At 69.0% G+C, this 20,891-nt stretch carries 21 protein-coding genes; 1 reads left to right on the top strand and 20 read right to left on the bottom strand.

From position 1 onward, the window contains the following. Window positions 1–8: 8 nt before the first annotated feature. The 20 genes from rpoN to ABB33_RS15215 all read right to left on the bottom strand — a co-directional run bounded on the left by rpoN (window position 9) and on the right by ABB33_RS15215 (window position 20,173). Entirely contained in the window at window positions 9–1,424 is a 1,416-nt protein-coding gene (gene rpoN / locus ABB33_RS15310) for an RNA polymerase factor sigma-54 (RefSeq protein ID WP_056932654.1), read from the bottom strand. Between the two features lie 266 nt (window positions 1,425–1,690). After that, window positions 1,691–2,323 carry a response regulator gene (locus tag ABB33_RS15305; protein ID WP_054668677.1) on the bottom strand — a complete coding sequence of 211 codons (633 nt, stop codon included), beginning with the start codon at window positions 2,321–2,323 and terminating at the stop codon, window positions 1,691–1,693. An 84-nt stretch (window positions 2,324–2,407) separates the two neighbouring features. Next, window positions 2,408–2,992: a PilZ domain-containing protein gene (locus tag ABB33_RS15300; RefSeq protein ID WP_056932653.1), complete on the bottom strand. Its 585-nt coding sequence runs from the start codon at window positions 2,990–2,992 to the stop codon at window positions 2,408–2,410. Continuing rightward, on the bottom strand, window positions 2,989–3,297 hold the full coding sequence (locus ABB33_RS15295; RefSeq protein ID WP_182212854.1) for a hypothetical protein: 309 nt from the start codon (window positions 3,295–3,297) through the stop codon (window positions 2,989–2,991). Before ABB33_RS15295 ends, ABB33_RS15300 begins: the two co-directional genes overlap by 4 nt. Window positions 3,298–3,301: 4 nt before the next feature. Then, window positions 3,302–3,721 carry a flagellar export chaperone FliS gene (gene fliS, locus ABB33_RS15290; protein ID WP_054665771.1) on the bottom strand — a complete coding sequence of 140 codons (420 nt, stop codon included), beginning with the start codon at window positions 3,719–3,721 and terminating at the stop codon, window positions 3,302–3,304. 109 nt (window positions 3,722–3,830) lie between these two features. Beyond that, window positions 3,831–5,192, bottom strand: a complete 1,362-nt coding sequence (fliD, locus tag ABB33_RS15285; protein ID WP_056932652.1) for a flagellar filament capping protein FliD — start codon at window positions 5,190–5,192, stop codon at window positions 3,831–3,833. A 240-nt stretch (window positions 5,193–5,432) separates the two neighbouring features. Continuing rightward, window positions 5,433–6,680 carry a flagellin gene (locus tag ABB33_RS15280; RefSeq protein ID WP_054665766.1) on the bottom strand — a complete coding sequence of 416 codons (1,248 nt, stop codon included), beginning with the start codon at window positions 6,678–6,680 and terminating at the stop codon, window positions 5,433–5,435. Between the two features lie 313 nt (window positions 6,681–6,993). Then, on the bottom strand, window positions 6,994–8,232 hold the full coding sequence (locus tag ABB33_RS15275) for a flagellin (protein ID WP_056932651.1): 1,239 nt from the start codon (window positions 8,230–8,232) through the stop codon (window positions 6,994–6,996). 62 nt (window positions 8,233–8,294) lie between these two features. Beyond that, window positions 8,295–9,497: a flagellar hook-associated protein FlgL gene (flgL, locus tag ABB33_RS15270; RefSeq protein WP_056932650.1), complete on the bottom strand. Its 1,203-nt coding sequence runs from the start codon at window positions 9,495–9,497 to the stop codon at window positions 8,295–8,297. Continuing rightward, on the bottom strand, window positions 9,497–11,380 hold the full coding sequence (flgK, locus tag ABB33_RS15265) for a flagellar hook-associated protein FlgK (protein ID WP_056932649.1): 1,884 nt from the start codon (window positions 11,378–11,380) through the stop codon (window positions 9,497–9,499). The genes flgL and flgK overlap by 1 nt, the downstream gene beginning before the upstream one ends. A gap of 11 nt (window positions 11,381–11,391) precedes the next feature. Continuing rightward, window positions 11,392–12,594 carry a flagellar assembly peptidoglycan hydrolase FlgJ gene (gene flgJ, locus ABB33_RS15260; RefSeq protein ID WP_056932648.1) on the bottom strand — a complete coding sequence of 401 codons (1,203 nt, stop codon included), beginning with the start codon at window positions 12,592–12,594 and terminating at the stop codon, window positions 11,392–11,394. 2 nt (window positions 12,595–12,596) lie between these two features. After that, complete coding sequence (locus ABB33_RS15255) at window positions 12,597–13,715, bottom strand: flagellar basal body P-ring protein FlgI (RefSeq protein ID WP_056932661.1); 1,119 nt, start codon at window positions 13,713–13,715, stop codon at window positions 12,597–12,599. A gap of 57 nt (window positions 13,716–13,772) precedes the next feature. Further along, entirely contained in the window at window positions 13,773–14,465 is a 693-nt protein-coding gene (gene flgH, locus ABB33_RS15250; protein ID WP_056932647.1) for a flagellar basal body L-ring protein FlgH, read from the bottom strand. Window positions 14,466–14,488: 23 nt separating this feature from the next. Continuing rightward, the gene (flgG, locus tag ABB33_RS15245; protein ID WP_054665751.1) at window positions 14,489–15,274 is read right to left on the bottom strand and encodes a flagellar basal-body rod protein FlgG; all 786 of its coding nucleotides are present in this window, start codon (window positions 15,272–15,274) and stop codon (window positions 14,489–14,491) included. 100 nt (window positions 15,275–15,374) lie between these two features. Continuing rightward, window positions 15,375–16,124 (bottom strand): flagellar basal body rod protein FlgF, encoded by a 750-nt coding sequence (locus ABB33_RS15240; RefSeq protein ID WP_054665748.1) that lies wholly within the window; start codon window positions 16,122–16,124, stop codon window positions 15,375–15,377. Window positions 16,125–16,228: 104 nt separating this feature from the next. Further along, window positions 16,229–17,506: a flagellar hook protein FlgE gene (gene flgE, locus ABB33_RS15235; protein ID WP_054665745.1), complete on the bottom strand. Its 1,278-nt coding sequence runs from the start codon at window positions 17,504–17,506 to the stop codon at window positions 16,229–16,231. Window positions 17,507–17,540: 34 nt separating this feature from the next. Next, entirely contained in the window at window positions 17,541–18,215 is a 675-nt protein-coding gene (locus ABB33_RS15230; protein ID WP_056932646.1) for a flagellar hook capping FlgD N-terminal domain-containing protein, read from the bottom strand. 23 nt (window positions 18,216–18,238) lie between these two features. Further along, the gene (gene flgC / locus ABB33_RS15225) at window positions 18,239–18,646 is read right to left on the bottom strand and encodes a flagellar basal body rod protein FlgC (protein WP_054665740.1); all 408 of its coding nucleotides are present in this window, start codon (window positions 18,644–18,646) and stop codon (window positions 18,239–18,241) included. A gap of 10 nt (window positions 18,647–18,656) precedes the next feature. After that, window positions 18,657–19,055 carry a flagellar basal body rod protein FlgB gene (gene flgB / locus ABB33_RS15220; protein ID WP_054665738.1) on the bottom strand — a complete coding sequence of 133 codons (399 nt, stop codon included), beginning with the start codon at window positions 19,053–19,055 and terminating at the stop codon, window positions 18,657–18,659. A gap of 173 nt (window positions 19,056–19,228) precedes the next feature. Beyond that, window positions 19,229–20,173 carry a chemotaxis protein gene (locus tag ABB33_RS15215; RefSeq protein WP_056932645.1) on the bottom strand — a complete coding sequence of 315 codons (945 nt, stop codon included), beginning with the start codon at window positions 20,171–20,173 and terminating at the stop codon, window positions 19,229–19,231. A 165-nt stretch (window positions 20,174–20,338) separates the two neighbouring features. Between ABB33_RS15215 and flgA the strand changes: the two genes are divergently transcribed. Continuing rightward, a partial coding sequence (gene flgA, locus ABB33_RS15210; protein WP_056932644.1) for a flagellar basal body P-ring formation chaperone FlgA occupies window positions 20,339–20,891 on the top strand: 553 nt, incomplete at its 3' end.

Here is a 20,891-nt window from a genome sequence, read left to right as displayed (position 1 = left end):
TCCTCGGATCAGCCTGCGCGGGCCAGCAACGGACGCGCATTGTGCCGCTTCCGCTCGCGTGCCGGGGCGATGTCCAGCTGTTCGCGGTATTTCGCCACGGTGCGACGGGCGATGTTGACCCCCTGCCGCGACAGCAGTTCGGCGATGGCCTCGTCGGCGAGCGGGCGTGCCGGCGGCTCGGATTCGATCAGCCGCCGCACCATCGCCTTGACCGCCTGCCCGGAGATGCTGGCGCCGTCCAGGCGCACGGCGAAGAAGTGCTTCAGCTCGAAGGTGCCGCGCGGGGTCTGCATGAACTTGCCGGAGGTGATGCGCGAGACGGTGGACTCGTGCATGCCGATGGCGTCGGCCACTTCCTTCAGGGTCAGCGGCGCCATGGCTTCCTCGCCCTCGGCCAGGAACGCGGCCTGGCGTTCGACGATGACCCGCGCGGTGCGCAGCAGGGTGTCGTAGCGCATGGACAGGCCACGGGTGAACCAGCGCGCTTCCTGCAGCATCTCGCGCATCGGCTGGGCGGCGGCGCTGCCTTCGCTGGCGACCAGGGCGCGTTCGTAGGCCGGGTTGAGGCTCACGCGCGGCGTGGTGGCCGGGTTCAGCGCCACCCGCCACTGGCCGTCGGCGCGCCAGGCCACCACTTCCGGAATGACCGCCGCGTCGGCCTGCGGCTGCAGCGTGTCGCCGGGGCGCGGCTGCAGCGACAGGACCAGGCGGAACGCTTCGAGCACATCGGCCTGTTCGGCATCGAGCTGGCGTGCGATGGCGGCATAGTCGTGGCTGGCCAGCAACTGCAGGTCCTCGCCCAGCAGCCGCGCCGCTAGGTGCCGGGCCGGCACCGTGCCGGGCACGGCGGCCAGCTGTGCCTGCAGGCACTCGCGGAGGTCGCGCGCGGCCATGCCGGCCGGTTCGCCCTGCAGCAGGCGCTGGCGGATGCTCTCCACATGCGCGCCGTCACGGTCGAAGCGGGCGCTGGCCAGCAGGGTCAGCTGCGGCAGCGGCGGCTGCAGGTAGCCGGCGTCGTCGCAATGCTCCAGCCAGAACGCGGCGATCGCCAGGTCACCCTCGTCCAGGTCCAGCGACAGTGCCTGCAGGATGCGCAGGTGCGGGTCGCTGGACTCGCCCATCGCCAGGCGCGCGGTACGGTCCTCGTCGGCGTCGTTCCAGCTGGCGCCGGCCACGTCCCACATCGATCTCTCCGGCAGTTCGTCGAACGCGGCGGTCTCCAGTTGCGGGTCGCCGTCGGTGGTGGCTTCTGCCACGCCGGGGGCGGCGTCTTCCTCGATCTCCAGCAGCGGGTTGTTCTCCAGTACCTGGCGGATCTCCTGCTCCAGCTGCAGGCCATTGAGCTGCAGCAGGCGGATGGACTGCAGCAGGGCGGGCGTGAGGTGGAGCTGTTGCCCGAGCTGGGTGGCGAGCGTGGCTTTCATGTCGTCTGATCCCCGTGGCCGCCATGTGACGCGACCGTGATGGAACACATCTTGCGTAGGGGGTGTCAGGGAATGAATAGGAGAAAACCCTGCGCCGTCAGGGATGCACCTGACATGATGTAAGGATTCACCCTACATTTCGTCATTAATCTGTCGCGGCCGTGGAGCCGGGGTTTTGCGTATCAAGGACTTACGGAATTCTGACGCAGCAGGCGCCGGATTTCCGAATCTGTGACGCGATTCCAACGCCGGCCAACGTCACCGGTTCAGGCGAGTTCCTGCTGGTGGCGCACCGCCAGCAGCAGCAGGTCGTTTGCGCGACGGCAGCCCAGGGCTTCCATCATGCGCGCGCGGTGGGTCTCGACCGTCTTCACGCTGATCCCCAGCTCGGCGGCGATTTCCTTGGTGGTACGGCCATTGCCGAGCTGGCGCAGGATCTGCCGCTGGCGCGGCGACAGTGCGGCGATGCCGGTGGGGCGTTCGCGACCGAGCATGGGCGCGAGCATCCGCGTGGAGATCTGCGGGCTCAGGAACACCTGCCCGGAATGGGCCGCGCGCAGGGCAACCTCCAGCTCCTGCGGGGCGGCATCCTTGACCACGAACCCGACCGCGCCGCGGTCCAGCGCATCGCGCACGTGCGCGGTGTCGTCGTGCATGGACATCATCACCACGCGCGCCTGCGGCACCCGGCGGCGGATGTCGGACAGGGCTTCTAGGCCGCTGCGGCCGGGCAGGGAGAGGTCCATCAGCACCACCTCGGGGTGATGCTGCACGGCCAGTTCCAGCGCCTGGTCGGCGTTGCTGGCTTCGCCGACCACGAGCACCCCGCCGAACGTCTGCAGCAGGCGGCACAGGCCGGCACGCACCAGCGTATGGTCATCGACGATCAGGACACGCACGGCCACGGGCACCGCTTGGGAATGGCCGCACCTTAGCCGAGCGCGCGCGTGCGCGCCAAGCGGCAAAGGTCATGAACGGGCGGATCAACGCGGGCGCCGGCTGTCGGCGACCTGGCGCCGGTGCAGGCGGAACAGGTGGCGTTCCAGCGCGGTGTCCAGCGCGTCGCCGGTACTCTGCAGGCGCAGCCACAGGTAGAGCCCGCCGTTGCCCGAGGCGGCTTCGCCCAGCACCTGTACCGGCAGTTCGATGTGGTCGGGCAGCCAGTCGGCCGGCTGCAGGCGCACGATGCCGGCGCTGCCCTGGACCGCGCCGGTGCGCTGGCCCAGTTCGAGCCGCAGGCCCCGGCGCGACCAGCGCACCGGGCGCAGCGGCAGGGCCTGGGTGGATTGCCGCAGCAGGCGCCCCAGCAGCACCAGGGCCAGGTCCATGCGGGCTTCCAGCCGCGCCAGTTGCTGGCTGCCTTCGGCACCACGCTCGTCGGAATCGTCGGTGCCGCGCGAGTCTTCCACCAGCGCCACGCTGCGCAACAGCATTTCCGCCGCGCCGGCACGGATCGCGCCGCTGCCCGTTTCGAACACCGCCGGCAGCGAGACATCGCAGGTCAGCGTGTCCTCAAACAGCTCGACCTCGGCCGGGTGGTGCACGATGCTGGCGCCGGGCGCGTTCATGCCAGCGATTCGGCCTGCTGGTAGGCGTGCGCGGCGCGCACCGACTGGCGTCCGGCGCGCAGCCGCGCGGCGGCGATGTCACGACGTACCAGCATGTCGGCCATCAGCGACTGCTGCAGTGCCAGCAGGTTGCGCAGGCCGTTGGCCGCGGCCTGGGCGCCGCAGGCCTCCACGAACTCGCGCAGGCGGCGGTCGTGGCCGTTGGCGATGCGCTCGGCCTGGGCGTGGTCTTCCTGCTCCACCGCCACGCGCAGCGCTTCCAGGTCGTCGTGCAGGGCCTTCAGGGTGTGATCGGGGTCCATCATGTCCTCAGGCTCCGGTGACGGCGGGGCGTTGGCGCTGGTCGGAAGGGATCGCGTTCCAGGCCGACTCGATCTCGCCCATGAGCGACAGCGACTCCTGCAGGGCCAGCACGTCGTTGTTGAGGTTGGCTTCGGTCAGGCGCTGGATGACGTAGTCGTACAGTGCCGAGAGGTTGCCGGCGATCTCGCCGCCGGCCTCGTGGTCGAGCGAGCCGTTGAGGTGGCCGATGATGGCGCAGGCTTCGCCGATGGCCTTGCCCTTCATCGCCTGGTCGCCCTGGGCAAGAAACGCCTCGGCGCGACGGATGCGCTCGCCGGCCCCTTCGAACAGCAGGGCCACCAGTTTGTGCGGATCGGCATCCACAACCTTGGTGGACACGCCGACCTTGCGGTACTGCTCGGCGTAGTTGCGGCTGGAACCGTACATGGTGAGAGTCTCCTGGGACCTGTCCGGCGCGCGGTCCGGGCGGCGTCGGCAATGATGGGGTGGTATCCGTGTATCGGCCGTCATGGCCGTTTACTTGAATGACGGACGATTATTTCTGCAGTGCAGCAAGCTGCTGGGCAAGGTAGTTGCTGGTGCCCTGCATCTGCGCGACCAGCGAGTCCATCGCGGTGAACTGCCGGGTGTAGCGCGCCGACACCTTCTCCATGCGCGCGTCGAGGTCGTCCAGGTCCTTTTCCAGCTTCTTGATCTGCTTGTTGAGCGCGTCGGTACGCAGGGTCAGGGTGCCGGTGCCGGTGTCCAGGTTGCTCTTGAGCAGCTTGGACAGGCCGTCGGACAGGGTGCCGTCCTTGCCCAGCAGGCGCGCGGCCGCGTTCGGGTTCTCGGCCAGGGTCTTGTCGAACGTGCTGGCATTCAGCGCCAGGGTGCCGTCGGTGTTGATGGTCAGCCCCAGCGCCTTCATGTCCACGACGTTGGCGCTGAGCTGGCCGCGCAGCTGCTGCTGCAGGCCGCGCACCAGCGAGTCGCCGGTCAGGGTCGATGCGCGCTTGTTGGTGGCGTCGTAGGCGCTGGAGTTCTTGAGCAGGTTGACCGAGGCGTTGTAGGCGCTGACGAAGGCCTGCAGGTTGATCTTCAGCGGCGCGTTGTCCTGGCTGACGGTCAGGGTCCTGGTGGTGCCTTCCTCGGCCTTGTTCAGGTTGAGGGTGATGCCGGGGATCAGGTCGCTGATGCTGTTGCTGCTGGACTCGCGTTCGAAGCCGTCCACCCGCACCCGGGCATTGGTGGCGGCCACGGTCTGGGCGAGGCCGCCGCTGGTGCCGTCCCAGGTCAGGGCGGAAAGCCCGCCGTTGCCGCCGCTGGCCGAGACGGTCAGGGCGCCCTTGGTGCCCGCGTCCACGGCATTGAGCACCAGGTGCTGGCCGTCGCTGGCGGTGATGACGGTGGCGTTGACGCCCTTGCCGTTGGCGCTCTTGTTGATCGCCGCGGCGATGTCGGCCAGGGTGCTGCCGGGCTTGATCTCGACGTCGATCGACTTGTCGTCCCAGACGATCTTCAGGGTGCCGTCACCGACCGCCGCATCGGCGGCGAACGCCCCGGAACTGAGCTTCTGCGGTTGCGCGAGGCTCAGCACTTCGACGTTGTAGGAGCCGGCCACCGCCAGGGTCTTGCCGGTGGTGGCATCGGTCACCACGGTCGCGCCGAAGCCGCTGCCTTCCGGAACCGAGGTCTTGTAGGCCTGGTTGCTGGCGCCCTTGACCAGCGCATCCAGCGCCGACTGCATGCTGCTCAGCGAGCTCTTGATGCTGCCCAGCGCCGAAAGTTTGGCGGTGACCGTCGATCCCTGGGTGTTGATGCGGTCGGCGGCCGGCTTGCGCTCGTTGGCGACCAGCTGCGAGACGAGGGTGGGGATGTCCAGGCCGGAGCCGACGACGGAGAGGGAGGACGAGGCCATCTGGATTCCTTTTGCGCAAATGGACACCCTTGCAGGCATCCCGGATATCGGCACGTGCCAGGGCTTCTTTAGCCCGGGGACGGCTTTGGGTCCCGCCTTGGGTGCAAGTCCCGTGCCGGGAGCGCCCCCGGGGCCCGCCGCCGGACCGGGCGGCGGCCTTCGCGGCTGCAAATGGATGAAGCCCCCGCCATCGCTGGCGGGGGCTTCGGGTCATGGCCTGGTCGGGCTGACCCCGACGGATCAGCGCAGCAGGCTGAGCACGTTCTGGGTCGAGCTGTTGGCCTGGCTCAGCATCGCGGTACCGGCCTGCTGCAGGATCTGCGTGCGGGTCATCTCGGCCGTTTCCTTGGCGTAGTCGGCGTCGCGGATGCGGCTGCGCGAAGCGGACAGGTTTTCCGAGGTGGTGGCCAGGTTGGCGATGGTGGAGCTGAAGCGGTTCTGGATCGCACCCATGTCGGCGCGCGAGCTGTTGACCGCGGTCAGCGCCTTGTCCACCACTTCCAGGGCGCGCTGGGCGCCGACGAAGGAGGAGATGTCCATCTTGCCGGCGACCGTTTCCTGGGCCGGGGCGGTCACCGCGGCGGCGGTCTGGGCGGTGAAGGCGGTGGCACCCGCGGTCACGCCGGTGGCCTGGCCGGTGACGGCGTCGGTGATGGTGCCGAAGGTGAAGCCGGTGGTGTACTGGTTGCCCTTGACCGCCTGCAGCTTGACCGCGCCGGCGCTGTCCAGGGTGGCGTAGACGCCGGTCTGGTCCATCTTGTCGTTGATGGCGGTGGCGACCTTCTGGTTGATGGTCTTGACGCTGTCGCCGGCATTGAACTTGACGTCGTCGATGTTGATCGTCTGCGCCGCGCTGGCGCCGACCTGCTGCACGCTGATCTGGACGCCGGAGATCTTGCCGGCGGCGGCGGCGACGCCCGAAGCGGTCGCGGCAACCACGTTGACGGCGGTGGTGTCGGAGGCGAAGTTCATCTTGCCCAGGTTGGCGGTGCGCGAATCGACGATGTTGTTGATGCCGATGGTCTGGCCGGCGTCGGCGCCGACCTGGAACAGCGCGCCGGTGAAGCTGCCGTCCAGCAGCTTGGTGCCGTTGAAGCTGGTCTGGTTGGCGACGCGGTCGATTTCCTTCAGCAGCTGGTTGACTTCGGCGTTCAGCGCGTCGCGGTCGGTGCCGGAGTTGGTGGCGTTGGCCGACTGCACGGCCAGTTCGCGGATACGCTGCAGGTTGTTGCCGATTTCGACCATAGCGCCTTCGGCGGTCTGCGCCAGCGAGATGCCGTCGTTGGCGTTGCGGGTGGCAACGTCCAGGCCGCGGATCTGGGTGGTGAAGCGCTCGGAAATCGCCAGGCCGGCGGCGTCATCCTTGGCGCTGTTGATGCGCATGCCCGAGGACAGGCGCTGGATGCTGGTCGCCAGGCTGGTGGCGCTGGTGTTCAGGTTGCGCTGGGCGTTCAGCGACATGATGTTGGTGTTGATGACTTGTGCCATGATTCGGATTCCTTTTTGGCGTTTGATCCGGCAGCTCAACCTGACCGGTACTGAGTGCAGTGGAGTGGCGTAGGGCGCCGCAGTACCGCTGCTGATACCAATAACGGCAGCATCCCCGGCAGCTTTAGGGCCTGCCCGGAAAAACGGATCGCACGATCCGTGGATGCTTCCGGATGCATGCGTCATACGGAAACGGCGCTGGAACCCAGGGTTCCAGCGCCGTTGTTTTTTCCACCGCCGGTGCGGCCGTCCCCCGGAAAGACAGAGCCCCGGGCGTGCCGGGGCTCTGCTTCCTGCCGCTTCCGGTGCCGGCCTACTTGAGCAGGTTGAGCACGTTCTGCGGGACCTGGTTGGCCTGGGCCAGCATCGCGGTGCCTGCCTGCTGCAGGATCTGCGTGCGGGTCATCTCGGCCGTTTCCTTGGCGTAGTCGGCGTCGCGGATGCGGCTGCGCGAAGCGGACAGGTTCTCCGAGGTGGTGGACAGGTTGGCGATGGTGGAGGTGAAGCGGTTCTGGATGGCGCCCATCTCCGCGCGCGAGCCGCTGACCGCGGTCAGCGACTTGTCCACGATTTCGAGTGCGCGCTGGGCGCCGGCGAAATTGGAGATGTCCAGGTTCTCCAGGTGGTTGATGCCACCGCCGGCCGCTGCGGTGCCGGCCGAGGCCACCGAGGCCGGCAGGTCGGCGGCCAGCGACAGGGTGATGCCGGTGCCGCCGCTGAGGGTGCCGTTGCTCACGCCCTCGAAGTCCTGGCCGGCCTTGAGCGAGGTCAGCCTGATGTTGCCGCCGCTGACCTCGGCGTACAGCCCGGTCTGGTCGAGCTTGTTGTTGAACGCCTGGGCGATCTTCTTCTGCACGGCCGCGGCATCGTCGCCCACTTCGATCTTGACGTCGTCCAGGGTGATGGTGGTGACACCGGCGGCGCCGGCCGGGGCGCCGGCGGCGCGGATCGACACGGCGATGCCCTTGATCGCGCCCGAGGCGGTGGCCGCGGTGCCGCCGACGCCGGCGCCGCTGACGGTGTCGGCGAAGCCGGCACGGCCCAGCTGGTCGATGTTGGCATCGACGATGCTGTTCACCGCGATGGTCTGGCCGGCGTCGGCGCCGACCTGGAACAGCGCGCCGGTGAAGCTGCCGTCCAGCAGCTTGGTGCCGTTGAAGCTGGTCTGGTTGGCGACGCGGTCGATCTCGCTCAGCAGCTGCTGTACTTCGGCGTTGAGCGCGTCGCGGTCGCTGCTGGAGTTGGTGGCGTTGGCCGACTGCACCGCCAGTTCGCGGATGCGCTGCAGGTTGCTGCTGATCTCGACCATCGCGCCTTCGGCGGTCTGCGCCAGCGAGATGCCGTCGTTGGCGTTGCGGGTGGCAACGTCCAGGCCGCGGATCTGGGTGGTGAAGCGCTCGGAAATCGCCAGACCGGCGGCGTCGTCCTTGGCGCTGTTGATGCGCAGGCCCGAGGACAGACGCTGGATGCTGGTCGCCAGGCTGCTGCCGCTGGTGTTCAGGTTGCGCTGGGCGTTCAGCGACATGATGTTGGTGTTGATGACTTGTGCCATGGGACTTCTCCGTTGTGCTCGGGTCTTGCGTGATATGGGAAGGCGGTTTGCGTTTGTCTGGATCAGCGGATCATGTTGAACAGCGACATGGACTGCATTTGCGTGAACACGGTCTGTGCGGCCTGCAGGGCGGCGCCTTCGAGCTTGTACTGGCCGATGGCCTCGGCGTAGTCGAGGTCACGCAGCTGCGAAAGCGAATCCTTCAGGGTGATGGCATTGGCCTCGCGCAGCGAGGCGGCGTTGTCGATGGCACTGAGCTGCGCGCCACCGGATGCGCGCGAATCGATCATCTTTTCCGAGGCGCGGGCCACGTCGCGCAGGCTCGACTGCAGCAGGTTCTGCTGCGCGGTGCGGCCGGCGAGGGTGGAAGTGTCCATCTGCAGCGCCTGGGACAGGCGGTCGATGGTGGAGAACACATCGCGGTTGCCGGCCTGGCCGACCGTGAACTCGTCGCCGGCCGCTGGCACGCCGGTCATGCGTACGCGCAGGCCCTGGAAGACGATGTCGTCGCCCTCGGCATAGGTGCCGCTGCCGACCGTGGCACCGCCGCCGTCGATGATGTCGTAGGCGCCGGGGCCGGTGAAGCGCACCGTGTAGCTGTCGCCATTCCAGCTGGCGCTGCCGTCGCGGCTGGCGCCGGTCAGCACCGCCTGGCCGGTGTTGCCGGCCGCGGCGCTGCCGTCGATGGTGCCGTCGCCGGTGCGGATGCGCATGAAGATCTCGCTGCCGGGCAGGGCATCCTGCACGAAGCTGCCGGGCGCGACCTCGACCTGGCGCTGGGTCTGGTCGCCGTTGTACAGGATGCTGCCGTTGTTGGCCGAGAACGGGGCCACGCCGTCGGCGGTACCACCGAACAGGAAGCGGCCGTTGCCGTCGGTGCTGTTGGCCAGCGACAGCAGCGACTCGCGGATCGAGCGCAGCTCGGCGGACACGCTCTTGCGGTCCTCCGCCGACAACGCGGCGTTGTTGGACTGGATGGCCAGGTCGGAGACCCGCTGCAGCAGTTCGCCGGCCTGCGCCAGGGCGTTTTCCTGCAGGCCCAGCCGGTTCTGCACGTTCGCCGCGTTCGAACCCAGCTGGTCCAGTTCGGCCAGGATGCGGTCCATGCCCACGGCGGTGCCGGAGGCGACCGGGTCGTCCTTGGCGGAGACCAGCTTCTGGCCGGTGGCCAGCTGGCGTTCCAGGTGGTTGAGCTTGCTCTGCTTGGCGAGCATCAGGAACACCGACTGGTCGTACATCATGCTGCTGGAGATGCGGTTGTTCATCAGCCCACCGCCCGCAGGATCGACTGGAACATGGTGTCCGCCGTGGAGATCAGCTGCGAGGCGGCCTGGTAGGCCTGTTGCAGGCGGAGCATGTCCGCCGCCTCCTCGTCCAGGTTCACCCCGGAGATCGAATCGCGCGTGGCCTGCGCGTTTTCGTTGATCACCTGCTGCGCCTGCAGCGAGTAGTCGGCCGCACGCGCGGCTGCGCCGATCTGCGTGGTCAGCCCGCCCAGCGCGCCGTTGAGCGTCACGGTGCCGCCGTTGAAGGCCTTGGCCTCCTCGACCCCGGCCATGCGCGTGGCGTTGCCGTTGTCGCTGGAACCGGCCTGGGTGCGCGACACGGTGAAGGTATCGCCGGCGGCAGGCTTGCCGTCGAGCACCAGGCTCCAGCCGTTGGCGGCGATGGTCTGGCCGGGCGTGTAGGGCAGCGGCGGGCCACCGTTGATGGTGTAGTTGTTGGCGTCGATGAAATCGATGCTGACCGGGTCGAGCAGGGCGCCATTGGCGGCATCGGTGATGTCGAGCTTGCCGGCCACGCCGGTGCCGACGTTGCCGAGGTCGGCCTTGGCACGCACCGGATTGGCGGCGGCGATGCGCGACGGGTCGGTGATCGCCACCGCCAGCCCGCCGGGCGCGGCCGCGGTGGGCTGCACCAGGAAACGGTCGTTCAGCGCCGGGGTGCCGCCGACCACCAGTTCGATGCCGTTGACCACGAACGGATCGGCGGCGCTGCCGCTGCCGCTCATCGGCACCTGGGCGCCGGTGTCGGTGCGGGTGGCCACCCAGCTGCTGCCGTCGAAACGCAGCTGCAGGTTCTGGCCGTCCAGCGCGGCGACGTCGCCATAGCTGGCGCTGAGCGTGGCGGTGCTGGTGCTGCTGTTGCCGCTGTGCGCGGCGACCTTGGGCGGGGCGAGGCTGAAGAAATCCACGCCCATGTCGCCGTACAGGTCCATGCCTTCGCGGTGGCTCTCGTTGAACGCCTGCGCCAGGCCGACGGCGATGCGGCCGAGTTCGGCCTGCGCCGGGGTCAGCACGGTGTCGCGGAATTCGAGCAGGCCGCCGATGCTGCCGCCCAGCGCCTTGCCATCCAGGACGATGGTCTGGCCCTGGGTCTTGAGCGCCAGCTGCAGGCGTTCGGGCTGGTAAGGATCGGCCACGGTGGTGACCTGCGAGGCGGTGCCGCCGACCACCAGCGCATGGCCGCCGGCCGAGTACACGTTCATGATGCCGCCATCCTGGATGACGGCGGTGCCACCGGTGTAGCCCACCAGCTGGGTGATCAGCTGGTCGCGGCGATCGAGCAGGTCCGGCGCGACGCCGGTGATGTCGCCGCCGATGGTGCTGTTGATCTGCGCGATCTCCCGGGCCAGGCGGTTGATCTCGCCGGTGCCGGCGATCAGGCCGTTGTTGACCTCGTTGCCGAGGGTGTCCAGGTTGCCGTTCAACTGCTTGAAGCGGTTGACCAGGTCGTTGGCGTTGTCGAGCATGCTGCGGCGGTCGGCGGTGCCGGCGGCGTTGGCCGACAGGCCGCTGACCGAATCGAAGAAGTTGGACCAGATGCCATTGAGGTTGGTCGCGCTGTCGGAGAACAACGCATCCACCCGGTCGGCCAGCCCGGAAAGCTGCTTCAGCCGGGCCAGTTCGCCGCTGCTGTCGAGCAGGCGCGAGATCGCCAGCTGGTCGGCCACGCGGCGGATGTCGGTGATGCGGGTGCCGTTGCCGACGTCGCCATAGCCCAAGTCGGTGGGGTTGCGCGTGGCGAAATCGACCTTCTGCCGGCTGTAGCCGTCGGTCTTGATGTTGGCCACGTTGTGGCTGACGGTCGCCAGCGCCCGCTGGAAGGCGAGGAGGGCGCTGCTACCGGTGGAGAGGACACTGGACATCGGGTTCTATCTCAACGGCGGGTGATGCCGGCCAGGCCGGCGGCTTGGGCGAAGGTCTGGCCGAGGCGGGTGCCGGCCTGGCCGATGGCGGCCACGGCGCGGTCGATGGTCGGACCGGCGGCGATGGCGGCGATCTTGGCGGCGTAGCCCGGATCGGTTGCATACCCGGCACGTTGCAAGCCCTGTGCAAAACCGCGCACGTCGCTGCCGGCCTTGAGCGCGGCCTGGTAACGCGGGCTGTTCTTGAGCATGCGCACGTAGTCGCCGAAGCTCTCGGCCGGCGACTCGTAGGCACGGAAGCGCGCGGTCTGGCTCTGGCGCTGGCCGTCGACGTACTCGTGGGTCGCGGCGCTGGCGCTCTCGCCCTTCCAGCCGCTGGCCTTGATGCCGAACAGGTTGTGGCTGCTGCTGCCGTTGTCGCGCTTGATGTGGCGGCGGCCCCAACCGGTCTCCAGCGCGGCCTGCGCGACCAGCGCACGCGGATCGACGCCGAGTTCGCGCGCGGCCTTCTCGGCATGCGGCCAGATGCTGGCGACGAAGCCTTCCGGGGTGTGCTTGCCGAGCTGGTCGGCGGCGGCGTTGGCGGTGGCCATGTCCACGCCATCGGTACGGGGTGCGGCCGGACCGACGCCGCTCCAGCGGTCGTTGGCCAGGGCCCAGTCGGCCGTTGCCGCGGCGGTTTCCGGGACCACGCCGCGGCCGCCGATGGCCGCATGCAGGCTGCCGCTGTCGCGGCCGGCGATCAGGTCCAGCATCTGCTCCTGCGGCATGGCCGGGGCGCTGGCCATGGCCTGCAGCGGATCGGCCTGCAGCGGATCCGCCTGGAGCGCGGCCTGGGGGCCCGGCAGCGCCATCGGCGCCGTCGCGGCGGCAGGGGCCAGCAGCCGGTAGGCCTGCGCGGCCTTCGCCGCCGGGACCAGCGAGGTGTCCAGCGGCTGGGTCGCCTTGTCGGTGCCGCCGAGCTGGCGCGCGATCATCGTCGACAGGCCCAGGCCACGGCCCTTGGTCATGGCCTCGGCAATGCGCTGGTCGTACATCTCGCGGAACATCTGGTTCTCGCCGGGGAACAGCGAGTCGCCGAAGCTGGCCGCGCGCATGCTCTTGATCAGCATCTGCGCGAACTGGCCTTCGAGCTGGCGCGAGACCTTGTCGATCTTCGCCGGGTCGTTGCCGGTGACCGCGTTGAGCTCCAGTGACGGGGCAGCGATGCGCATGATCAGATCACCTCCAGCTCGGCACTGAGCGCACCGGCCTGCTTGAGGGCTTCCAGGATCGCGATCAGATCGCCGGGCGCGGCGCCGACCTCGTTCACCGCACGCACGATCTCGTCCAGCGTGGTGCCGCCGTCGAAGCGGAACATGCGGCTGCCTTCGTTGCTGGCGGTGATCGTGGACTGCGGCGCGGTCACGGTCTGGCCGCCACCGAGGGCATTGGGCTGGCTGACCTGGGTGGCCTCGTTGATCGTCACCGTCAACGAGCCATGCGCGATCGCCGCCGGGCTGACCCGTACCTGCGAGCCGATGACCACGGTGCCGGTACGCGAATTGACCACCACCCGCGCCGGCGCGGTGCCGGGCGACAGCTCGATGTTCTCGATGCGTGCCAGCAGGCCGATGCGCGCGCCCTGGTCGCTCGGCGCCTGCACCGCGACCGTGACGCCGTCGACCGCGCGCGCGGCGCCCTCGCCGAAGGCGTTGTTGAGTGCGGCCACCATGCGCGCGACGGTGGTGAAATCGTTCTGGTGCAGGTTCAGGGTGATTTCGCCGCTGGCGCCGAACACGTCCGGCAGGGCGCGTTCGACGGTTGCACCACCCGGGATGCGGCCGACGCTGGGCACGTTCACCGATACCCGCGAACCATCCTTGCCCTGCGCGCCGAAGCCGCCCACCACCAGGTTGCCCTGGGCAATGGCATAGACCTGCCCGTCGGCACCCTTGAGCGGGGCCATCAGCAGCGAGCCGCCACGCAGCGAGATCGCGTTGCCGATGGAAGACACGGTGATGTCGATGGTCTGGCCAGGCTTGGCGAACGGCGGCAGCTCGGCGTGGATCGCCACGGCGGCCACGTTCTTCAGCTGCGGGTTGACGTTCGGCGGAACGTTGACGCCCAGCTCGCCAAGCATGTTCTTCAGGCTCTGCACGGTGAACGGCGCCTGGCTGGTGCGGTCGCCGCTGCCGTCCAGGCCGACCACCAGGCCGTAGCCGACCAGCGCATTGCCGCGCACGCCACCGACCTGGGCCAGATCCTTGATGCGCTCGGCGTGCGCCGGCAGTGCCAGCACCAGCAGCAGCGCGGCCAGCCCCAGGGGCTTACAGGTGCCGCGGAGGCCGTGCATCAGGCGCTGCATGCGCGCGGCCAGTGTGCGGGAGGTATCCGTCATCATCCGTCCTCCTCAGTACGGCGCCAGGCGCGAGTTGAAGAACCGCCCCAGCCAGCCCATCGCGTTGGACTGCGCCACCGCGCCGCGGCCGCCATAGGCGATGCGCGCGTCGGCGACCTTGCTGGAAGGGATGGTGTTGTCGGTGGCGATGTCGGCCGCGCGCACGATGCCCTGGATCTGCACCAGCTCGTCGCCCTGGTTCAGGCGCAGGCTCTTCTGGCCCTGCACCACCAGGTTGCCGTTGGGCAGGCGCTGGATCACGGTCACGGTCACGCTGCCCTGCAGACGGTTGCTCTGCGCGCTGCTGCCCTTGCCGGTGAAGTCGCGCTCGCCACGGGCGCTGGCGGCCAGCACCTCCTTGCCGCCCAGGGTCACCGGCGCGCCGAACAGGCTCGGCGAACCGATGTCCATGCTCGACTTCTTGCCGATGGCGGTATTGGCGCTGGTGGTGGCCGAGGTGCTCTCGACCAGGGTGATGGTCAGCAGGTCGCCGACGTCGCGGGCGCGGCGGTCGCCGTAGAGATTCAGGCCCGGGCCGGCGGCGTAGATCGCGCCGGCCGTGGCCTCGGCCGCCGGCGCGACCACCGGCACCACCGGCGCCATGGCCGGGTAGGGGCGGATGTCGCCGGCGACCACGCAGCCACCCAGCAGCACCAGGCTGGTGGCGGCGCAGGAAAGACGGAGGACGTTGGACAGGCGGGCCATGGCGGGTTCCGTAAGCGGCACGATCAGACGTTGTTGTTGAGGTAGCCGAGCATCGAGTCGGTGGTGGAAATGGCCTTGGCGTTCATTTCGTAGGCGCGCTGGGTTTCGATCATCGCCACCAGCTCCTCGACCACGTTGACGTTGCTGCCTTCCAGCGCGCCCTGGACGATGCCGCCGAGGCCGTTGAGGCCGGGGGTGCCGTTCTGCGCAGGGCCGGAGGCCGTGGTTTCCAGGTACAGGTTCTCGCCCTTGGCCTGCAGGCCGGCGGGGTTGATGAAGTCGGTCAGCGTCAGCGAACCGATCTCCACCGATGCCGCATCGCCGGCCATCTTCACGCTGACGGTGCCGTCCGCGCCGATGGTCAGCGACTGCGCGCCTTCCGGGATCTGGATGCCCGGCTGCACCGGGTAGCCGCTGCTGGTGACCAGTTCGCCCTGCGGACTCATCTGGAAGCTGCCGTCGCGGGTGTAGGCCGAGCTGCCGTCGGGCAGCATCACTTCGAAGAAGCCGCGGCCGTTGACCATCACGTCCAGGGCGCGGCCGGTCTGTTGCTGGCCACCCTGCTGGAAGTTCTTGGACGTGGCCACCACGCGCACGCCGGTGCCCAGCTGCAGGCCGGTCGGCAACTGCGTCTGCGCCGAGGACGAGCCGCCGGGCTGGCGCACCTGCTGGTACAGCAGGTCCTCGAAACTTGCGCGGTCCTGCTTGAAGCCGGTGGTGTTGGTATTGGCGAGGTTGTTGGAGACAACGGACATGCGCGTCTGCTGCGCATCCAGGCCGGTCTTGGCGACCCACAGTGCCTGATTCATGAGCGGTTCCTCTGCGGCGGGTGCCGGCCCTCAGGGCCGTTGCAGGATGTAATGCATGGCCTGTGCCAGAACCGCGCGCCAATCGGCCGGCGCGGCGGCGTCAGCCGTTCAGGCGCAGCAGCGTGTTGGCGCTGCGCGCGTTCTCGTCGCCGTGCTTGATGACCTTGACCTGCATCTCGAACTGGCGCTGCAGCTGGATCATCTGCACCAGCGCGCCGGCCGCGTCGACGTTGCTGGACTCGAGCATGCCGCTGTCCAGCGCCTTGCCCTGGACCTGCGCGAACGGCTGTTGCGGGTCGGTGTTGCGCATCAGCCCGTCGAGGCCGCGCTGCAGCCGTGCGTCCGGTGCCTGCACCACGCGCAACCGCCCGACCATGGCCATGGTCTGCGGTCCTTCGCCCAGCGGGATGACCGACAGCGTGCCGTCGTGGCCGATCTCGATGGCCTGGTGCGGGGGCACCGCCACCGGGTTGCCGTTCTCGTCGAGCACGGCATTGCCGTCGGCGGTGACCAGCTGGCCGTTGGGGGTGAGCGTCAACGCACCGGCGCGGGTGTAGGCCTCGCTGCCGTCGCGCGACTGCACCGCCAGCCAGCTGCCCGGCTGCAACGACAGGTCCAGCGCGTTGCCGGTGATCTGCTGCGCGCCGATGCGGCGGTTGAAACCGGCATCGACATGCAGGGCGTCGATGCGCGAGGCATAGCCCTGGCCCTGGATCGGGAACGCCTCGGTGTTGGCCAGCGCTTCCTTGAAACCGGGCGTGTCGGAGTTGGCCAGGTTGTGGGAAACGGTGGCCTGCGCCTGCAGCGAGGCACGGGCACCGGTCATGGCGACGTAGAGGGCTTTGTCCATCGGGGGCGGGGACCTGGAAGCGGGGAGCGGGAAGTGGCGCGGTGCCGGAGGCGGAAGGCGCGGGAGCCGGGGCGGCGCGCGCCCCCGCTCCCGCCGGATCCGGCTTAGCGGATGTTGATCACCGTCTGGGTGATCTGGTCCTGGGTCGAGAGCATCTGCGCATTGGCCTGGAAGTTGCGCTGCGCGGTGATCATGTTGACCAGCTGCTGGGTCAGGTCGACGGTGGAAGCCTCCAGCGAACCGGCCTGGATCTGGCCCAGGTCAGAGCTGTCCGGCGCGCCGGTACGCGGCGTGCCCGAGGCAAAGGTCTCCGACCACAGGTTGTTGCCTTCGCCCAGCAACCCCTGCGGGTTGTTGAAGTTGCTCAGCGCGACCTGGCCGAGCGCGACGTCCACGCCGTTGGAGTAGCGCGCATACACCACGCCCTTCTCCGAGATGTTGATCTCGTTGAGCTTGCCCGACGCGTAGCCGTCCTGGCCGGTGTTGTGCTGGTTGAACTTCTCGCCGTACTGGGTGGAGCCGGACACGTCCAGGCTCATCGCCAGCTGGCCGGCGCCGGTGCTCGGGGTGAACGCACCCAGGGGGATCTTGCCGTCGGCGGGCGTGGTCAGCGCGCCGCTGTCGGAGAACTGCAGCAGGGTCGGGGTGCCGATGACCGCCGGGACCGGCGGGGTGGCGGTGGGGTCGCCGGGCACGCTGCCGTTGTTGACCGGCACGCCGTCGACGAAGTTGTAGACCGCCCACTCGTTGGGGTTGGCGGTCTTGACGAAGTACGAGGTCTGGATGTGGCTGACGCCCAGCGAGTCGAACACGGTGATGCCGCCACTGGAATGGCTGTAGCTGTTGCTGACGGCCGGATCGAACGGCGTGATCGTCGGTTCCTTGGCGTTGGCCGGCAGGGTGAAGGCCAGCTCGAGCTGGCTGGTCGGGCGCGGCGCGCTGTCGCCGGACAGCAGGCGCAGGTCGGTCAGGGCGCCATCGAAGCGGGTGCCGTCGGCACTGGGCGCGTAGACCTGCAGGCGTGCACCCTGCGGATTGACCACGTAGCCGTTCTTGTCGGCCTGGAAGTTGCCGGCACGCGAATACACCCGCGAACCATTCATGTTCAAGGTGAAGAAGCCTTCGCCGGCGATCGCCAGGTCCAGGCTGCGGCCGGTCTGGTCGATGTTGCCCTGCGAGAACTGCTGAGCCACGTTGGTCAGGCGTGCGCCCGAACCTATGGCGTTGTTCTGCAGGCCATAGCCGGTCGCGGTCAGGACGTTGGCGAACTCGGCGCGCGATTCCTTGAAGCCGACGGTGTTGACGTTGGCGATGTTGTTGGCGGTGACGCTCAGGTCGGCATTGGCGGTGCTGATGCCGGACAGGGAGGCGTTGAAGCCCATGGCGATACTCCTGGGAATCCGTGGAAGAGGGGGCTCAGCTGACGCGGAGCACGTAGTCGAGCGGGGCCGCGCCAAGCCCCTTGAGGTTCAGGTAGAGGCCGTCGGATCCGACCGTCACGCTCTCCACCTCGGCCTCGACGTAGGTGCTGAGCTTGGTCTGCTTGCCGCTGGCATCGGTGTAGGTGGCGGCGATGGTGTAGGCGCCGGCCGGCATGCGCTTGCCGTTGGCGTCGGTGCCGTCCCACTGGAAGGGCACTTCGCCCGAGGCGTCGGCCGCAACGCTGACCTGGTCGACCTTGTTGCCGTTGGCATCGGTGATGTCGACGACGATCGTGCCGGCGCCCGGCGCGGCCAGGGTGCCCCCGGTCGAGCCGTCGTCGCCGAGCATGAACTTGGTCGAGGGCACCAGCACGTCGTGGCCGACCATGGCCGCGCCGCGCAGGATCTGGTCGCCGGCCATCGATTCCTGGAAGCCGGTGACGCTCTTGTTCAGGTCGTTGATGCCCTGCACCGTGGACAGCTGCGCCATCTGCGCGACCATCTGGCTGTTGTCCATCGGCTTGAGCGGATCCTGGTGCTGCAGCTGGGTGGTCATCAGCCGCAGGAAGTCGGCCTGGTCCAGCGCGTCCTTCTTCTTGGTGCTCTTCGCGGCCGGGGCGTTGAGCCCGAGCGCGCCGAACAGGTCGCTATTGGTGTTGATGCTGCTCATGACGGAATCCTGTGGCGGCCGGCTCAGCGGCCCATGGTCAGGGTGGCCAGGGTCAGTTCCTTGGCGGTGTTGAGCATCTCCACGCCGGCCTGGTAATTGCGCGAGGTGGAGATGAGGTTGACCATCTGCGCCACCGGGTCGATGTCCGGCGAATATACGTAGCCGTCGCCGTCGGCCAGCGGATGGTGGGGTTCGTAACGCTTGAGCGGCGGGGCCTCGCTCTGCGTGACCTGCTTGACCTCCACCCGGGTCAGGCGCGGGTCCTCGCGGCTGGTGACCGCCTGGAAGACCGGTTCCAGCGGCTTATAGGCCGCGTCGGCCGAACCGGCCACGGTATCGGCGTTGGACAGGTTGGAGGCGATGGTGCTCATGCGCACCGACTGCGCCTGCAGCGCCGAGCCGGCGATGTCGAAGATGGGCAGGTTGCTCATGGCGCTCCCCTTACTGGCCGGTGATGGCGGTGGTCAGGGTGCGTACCTTCGACTCGACGAAGCTCAGCGAGGCGCGGTACTCCAGCGCGGCGCGGCCGTAGGCGGCGCGCTCGGCATCCGGATCCACGGTGTTGCCGTCCAGGCTCGGCTGCACGCCGGGGCGCAGCACCTGGAAGGGATTGAGGCCGTCACCGCCGATGCGGTAGTGCTGTTCGGCGGTGGCGGTCAGCAGGCCGTTGCCATCGGCGCCGCTGGCGCTGCGCAGGGCGGCATCGAAATCCAGGTCGCGGGCCTTGTAGCCCGGGGTGTCGGCGTTGGCCAGGTTGCCGGCGATCAGCTTCATGCGCTGCTCGCGCAACGGCATGGCCTGGGCATGGATGCCCAGGTAGTTGGAAATCAGGTTGGGCATGGCGCGCCTCCCGGGGGAACGATGCCCGGAAGGCTGCAAGTGGCGTGCCAGAAGACGGGCGCCGGGGGCGGGCAGGCACGGCCATGCCCGGTGGCGGGTTCAACCGCGCGGCTGTCGCGGCGCTTGCGCGGGACGGCCCGGGCCGCACCGCGGCAGGCGGCCCGGAAGCGGCATCACGCCGCCGCGGCCACCTGGCGCAGGCGCTGCAGGACGAAATCGGCCAGTTCGTGGGCGCTGTACTTGGGCACGAAGGCGTTGGCGCCGACGCGCTCGACCATGGCGTTGTTGAACACGCCCGACAGCGAGGTATGCAGCAGCACGAACAGCCCGGCCAGCCCCGGATGGCGGCGGATTTCCGTCGTCAGGGTGTAGCCGTCCATGGCCGGCATCTCGATGTCGGAGATGACCATGGCATAGCGTTCGGCGGGGTTTTCGCCCGCGGCATGGATCTGCAGCAGGTGGTCCAGGGCCTGCTTGCCGTCGGACAGCAGTGTGGCGGTGACCCCCAACTGGTCGAGCACGCTGCGGATCTGCTGGCGGGCCACGCGCGAGTCGTCCACCACCAGCACCTGCATCGGCGGCGCGCCGGCGGGCAGGACCATCGACGGATCGAGCACCGCATCCTTGCTGATCTGCGCAATGTCGGCCAGCACGCTCTCCACGTCGATCACCTGGATCAGCTCGCCCTGGAAGCGGGTGACCGCGGTCAGGTAGCTGGCCTCGGCGCCCAGTTCCGGCGGTGGCTGGATGTCCTCCACCGCGATGTTGACGATCCGTTCCACGCCGCTGACCAGGAAGCCCTGCACCGAGCGGTTGAATTCGGTGACGACCAGGTAGCCGGGCGAGGTGTCCGCATCGGGCTCGCGCTCGGGGTGGCCGATCGCCAGCCCCAGGTCCAGCACCGGCACCGAGCGGCCGCGCACGTCGGCCACCCCGGAGAACTGCGATGGCAGGCCGGGCACCTGGAACAGGGGCGGGCGCCGCAGCACTTCCTGCACCTTGAAGACGTTGACGCCAAAAAGCTGACGGCCGCCGAGACGGAACAGCAGCAGGGCCAGTCGGTTGTGGCCGGCCAGCCGGGTGCGCTGGTCGATGCGGTTGAGCAGGTCATGTGACATGCAGCCGGTATCGGCAGGGCGGGGCCGGGACTTGAGGGTGGCTGCGGGCGATCCCGCATGCCGTTGCCCCGTGCGACGCGGCAGTGATCGCGGGCGGCGGGGGCGTGGCATTCCGGCACGCTGCTTGCAGGGCTGTGGCCATTGTTTTCGTGGTGGAGTTTCCACATGCGCCTGTCGGCCCTGCTTTGCCTGCTGCTGGCCCTCCCGGTCCAGGCCGCCGATTTCCAGTCGGTGGCCTCGATCCGCGCGGCTGCGCTGTCCACCCTGGACCCGGCCACCGAGGCCGAGGCCAGCGTCGATGCCAGCCTGCGGCTGCCTGCCTGCCCGTCGCCCCTGCAGGCCCGGGCGACCGGCAACCGGACCGTGGAAGTGGCCTGTCCCCAGGCCGGCGGCTGGAAGCTGTTCGTGCCGGTGACGGTGCGGCGCGAGCAGGACGTGCTGGTCCTGACCCGCGGCGTCGGTGCTGGAGAAGTGCTGGCCGCCGCCGATATCGGCAGTGTGCGTCGTGACACCGCGCGCATCGCCGGCGCGGTATTGTCCGATCCACAATCGGCCATCGGCCGGGTTGCGCGGCGCGCAATGGGCGCCGGGACCCTGCTGTCGGCCGGCGATCTGGTCTCCCCGCGTATCATCCGGCGGGGAGACAGTGTCGCCCTGGTGTCCCGGCGCGGCGGGGTCGAGGTACGGGTGGCGGGCAAGGCGCTCGCCGATGCGGGTG

The organism is Stenotrophomonas acidaminiphila (assembly GCF_001431595.1).
GTDB classification, from domain to species: Bacteria; Pseudomonadota; Gammaproteobacteria; order Xanthomonadales; family Xanthomonadaceae; genus Stenotrophomonas; species Stenotrophomonas acidaminiphila.
Note: the sequence above shows the minus strand (reverse complement) of the source record. Positions and strands in the feature narration are given on the sequence as shown.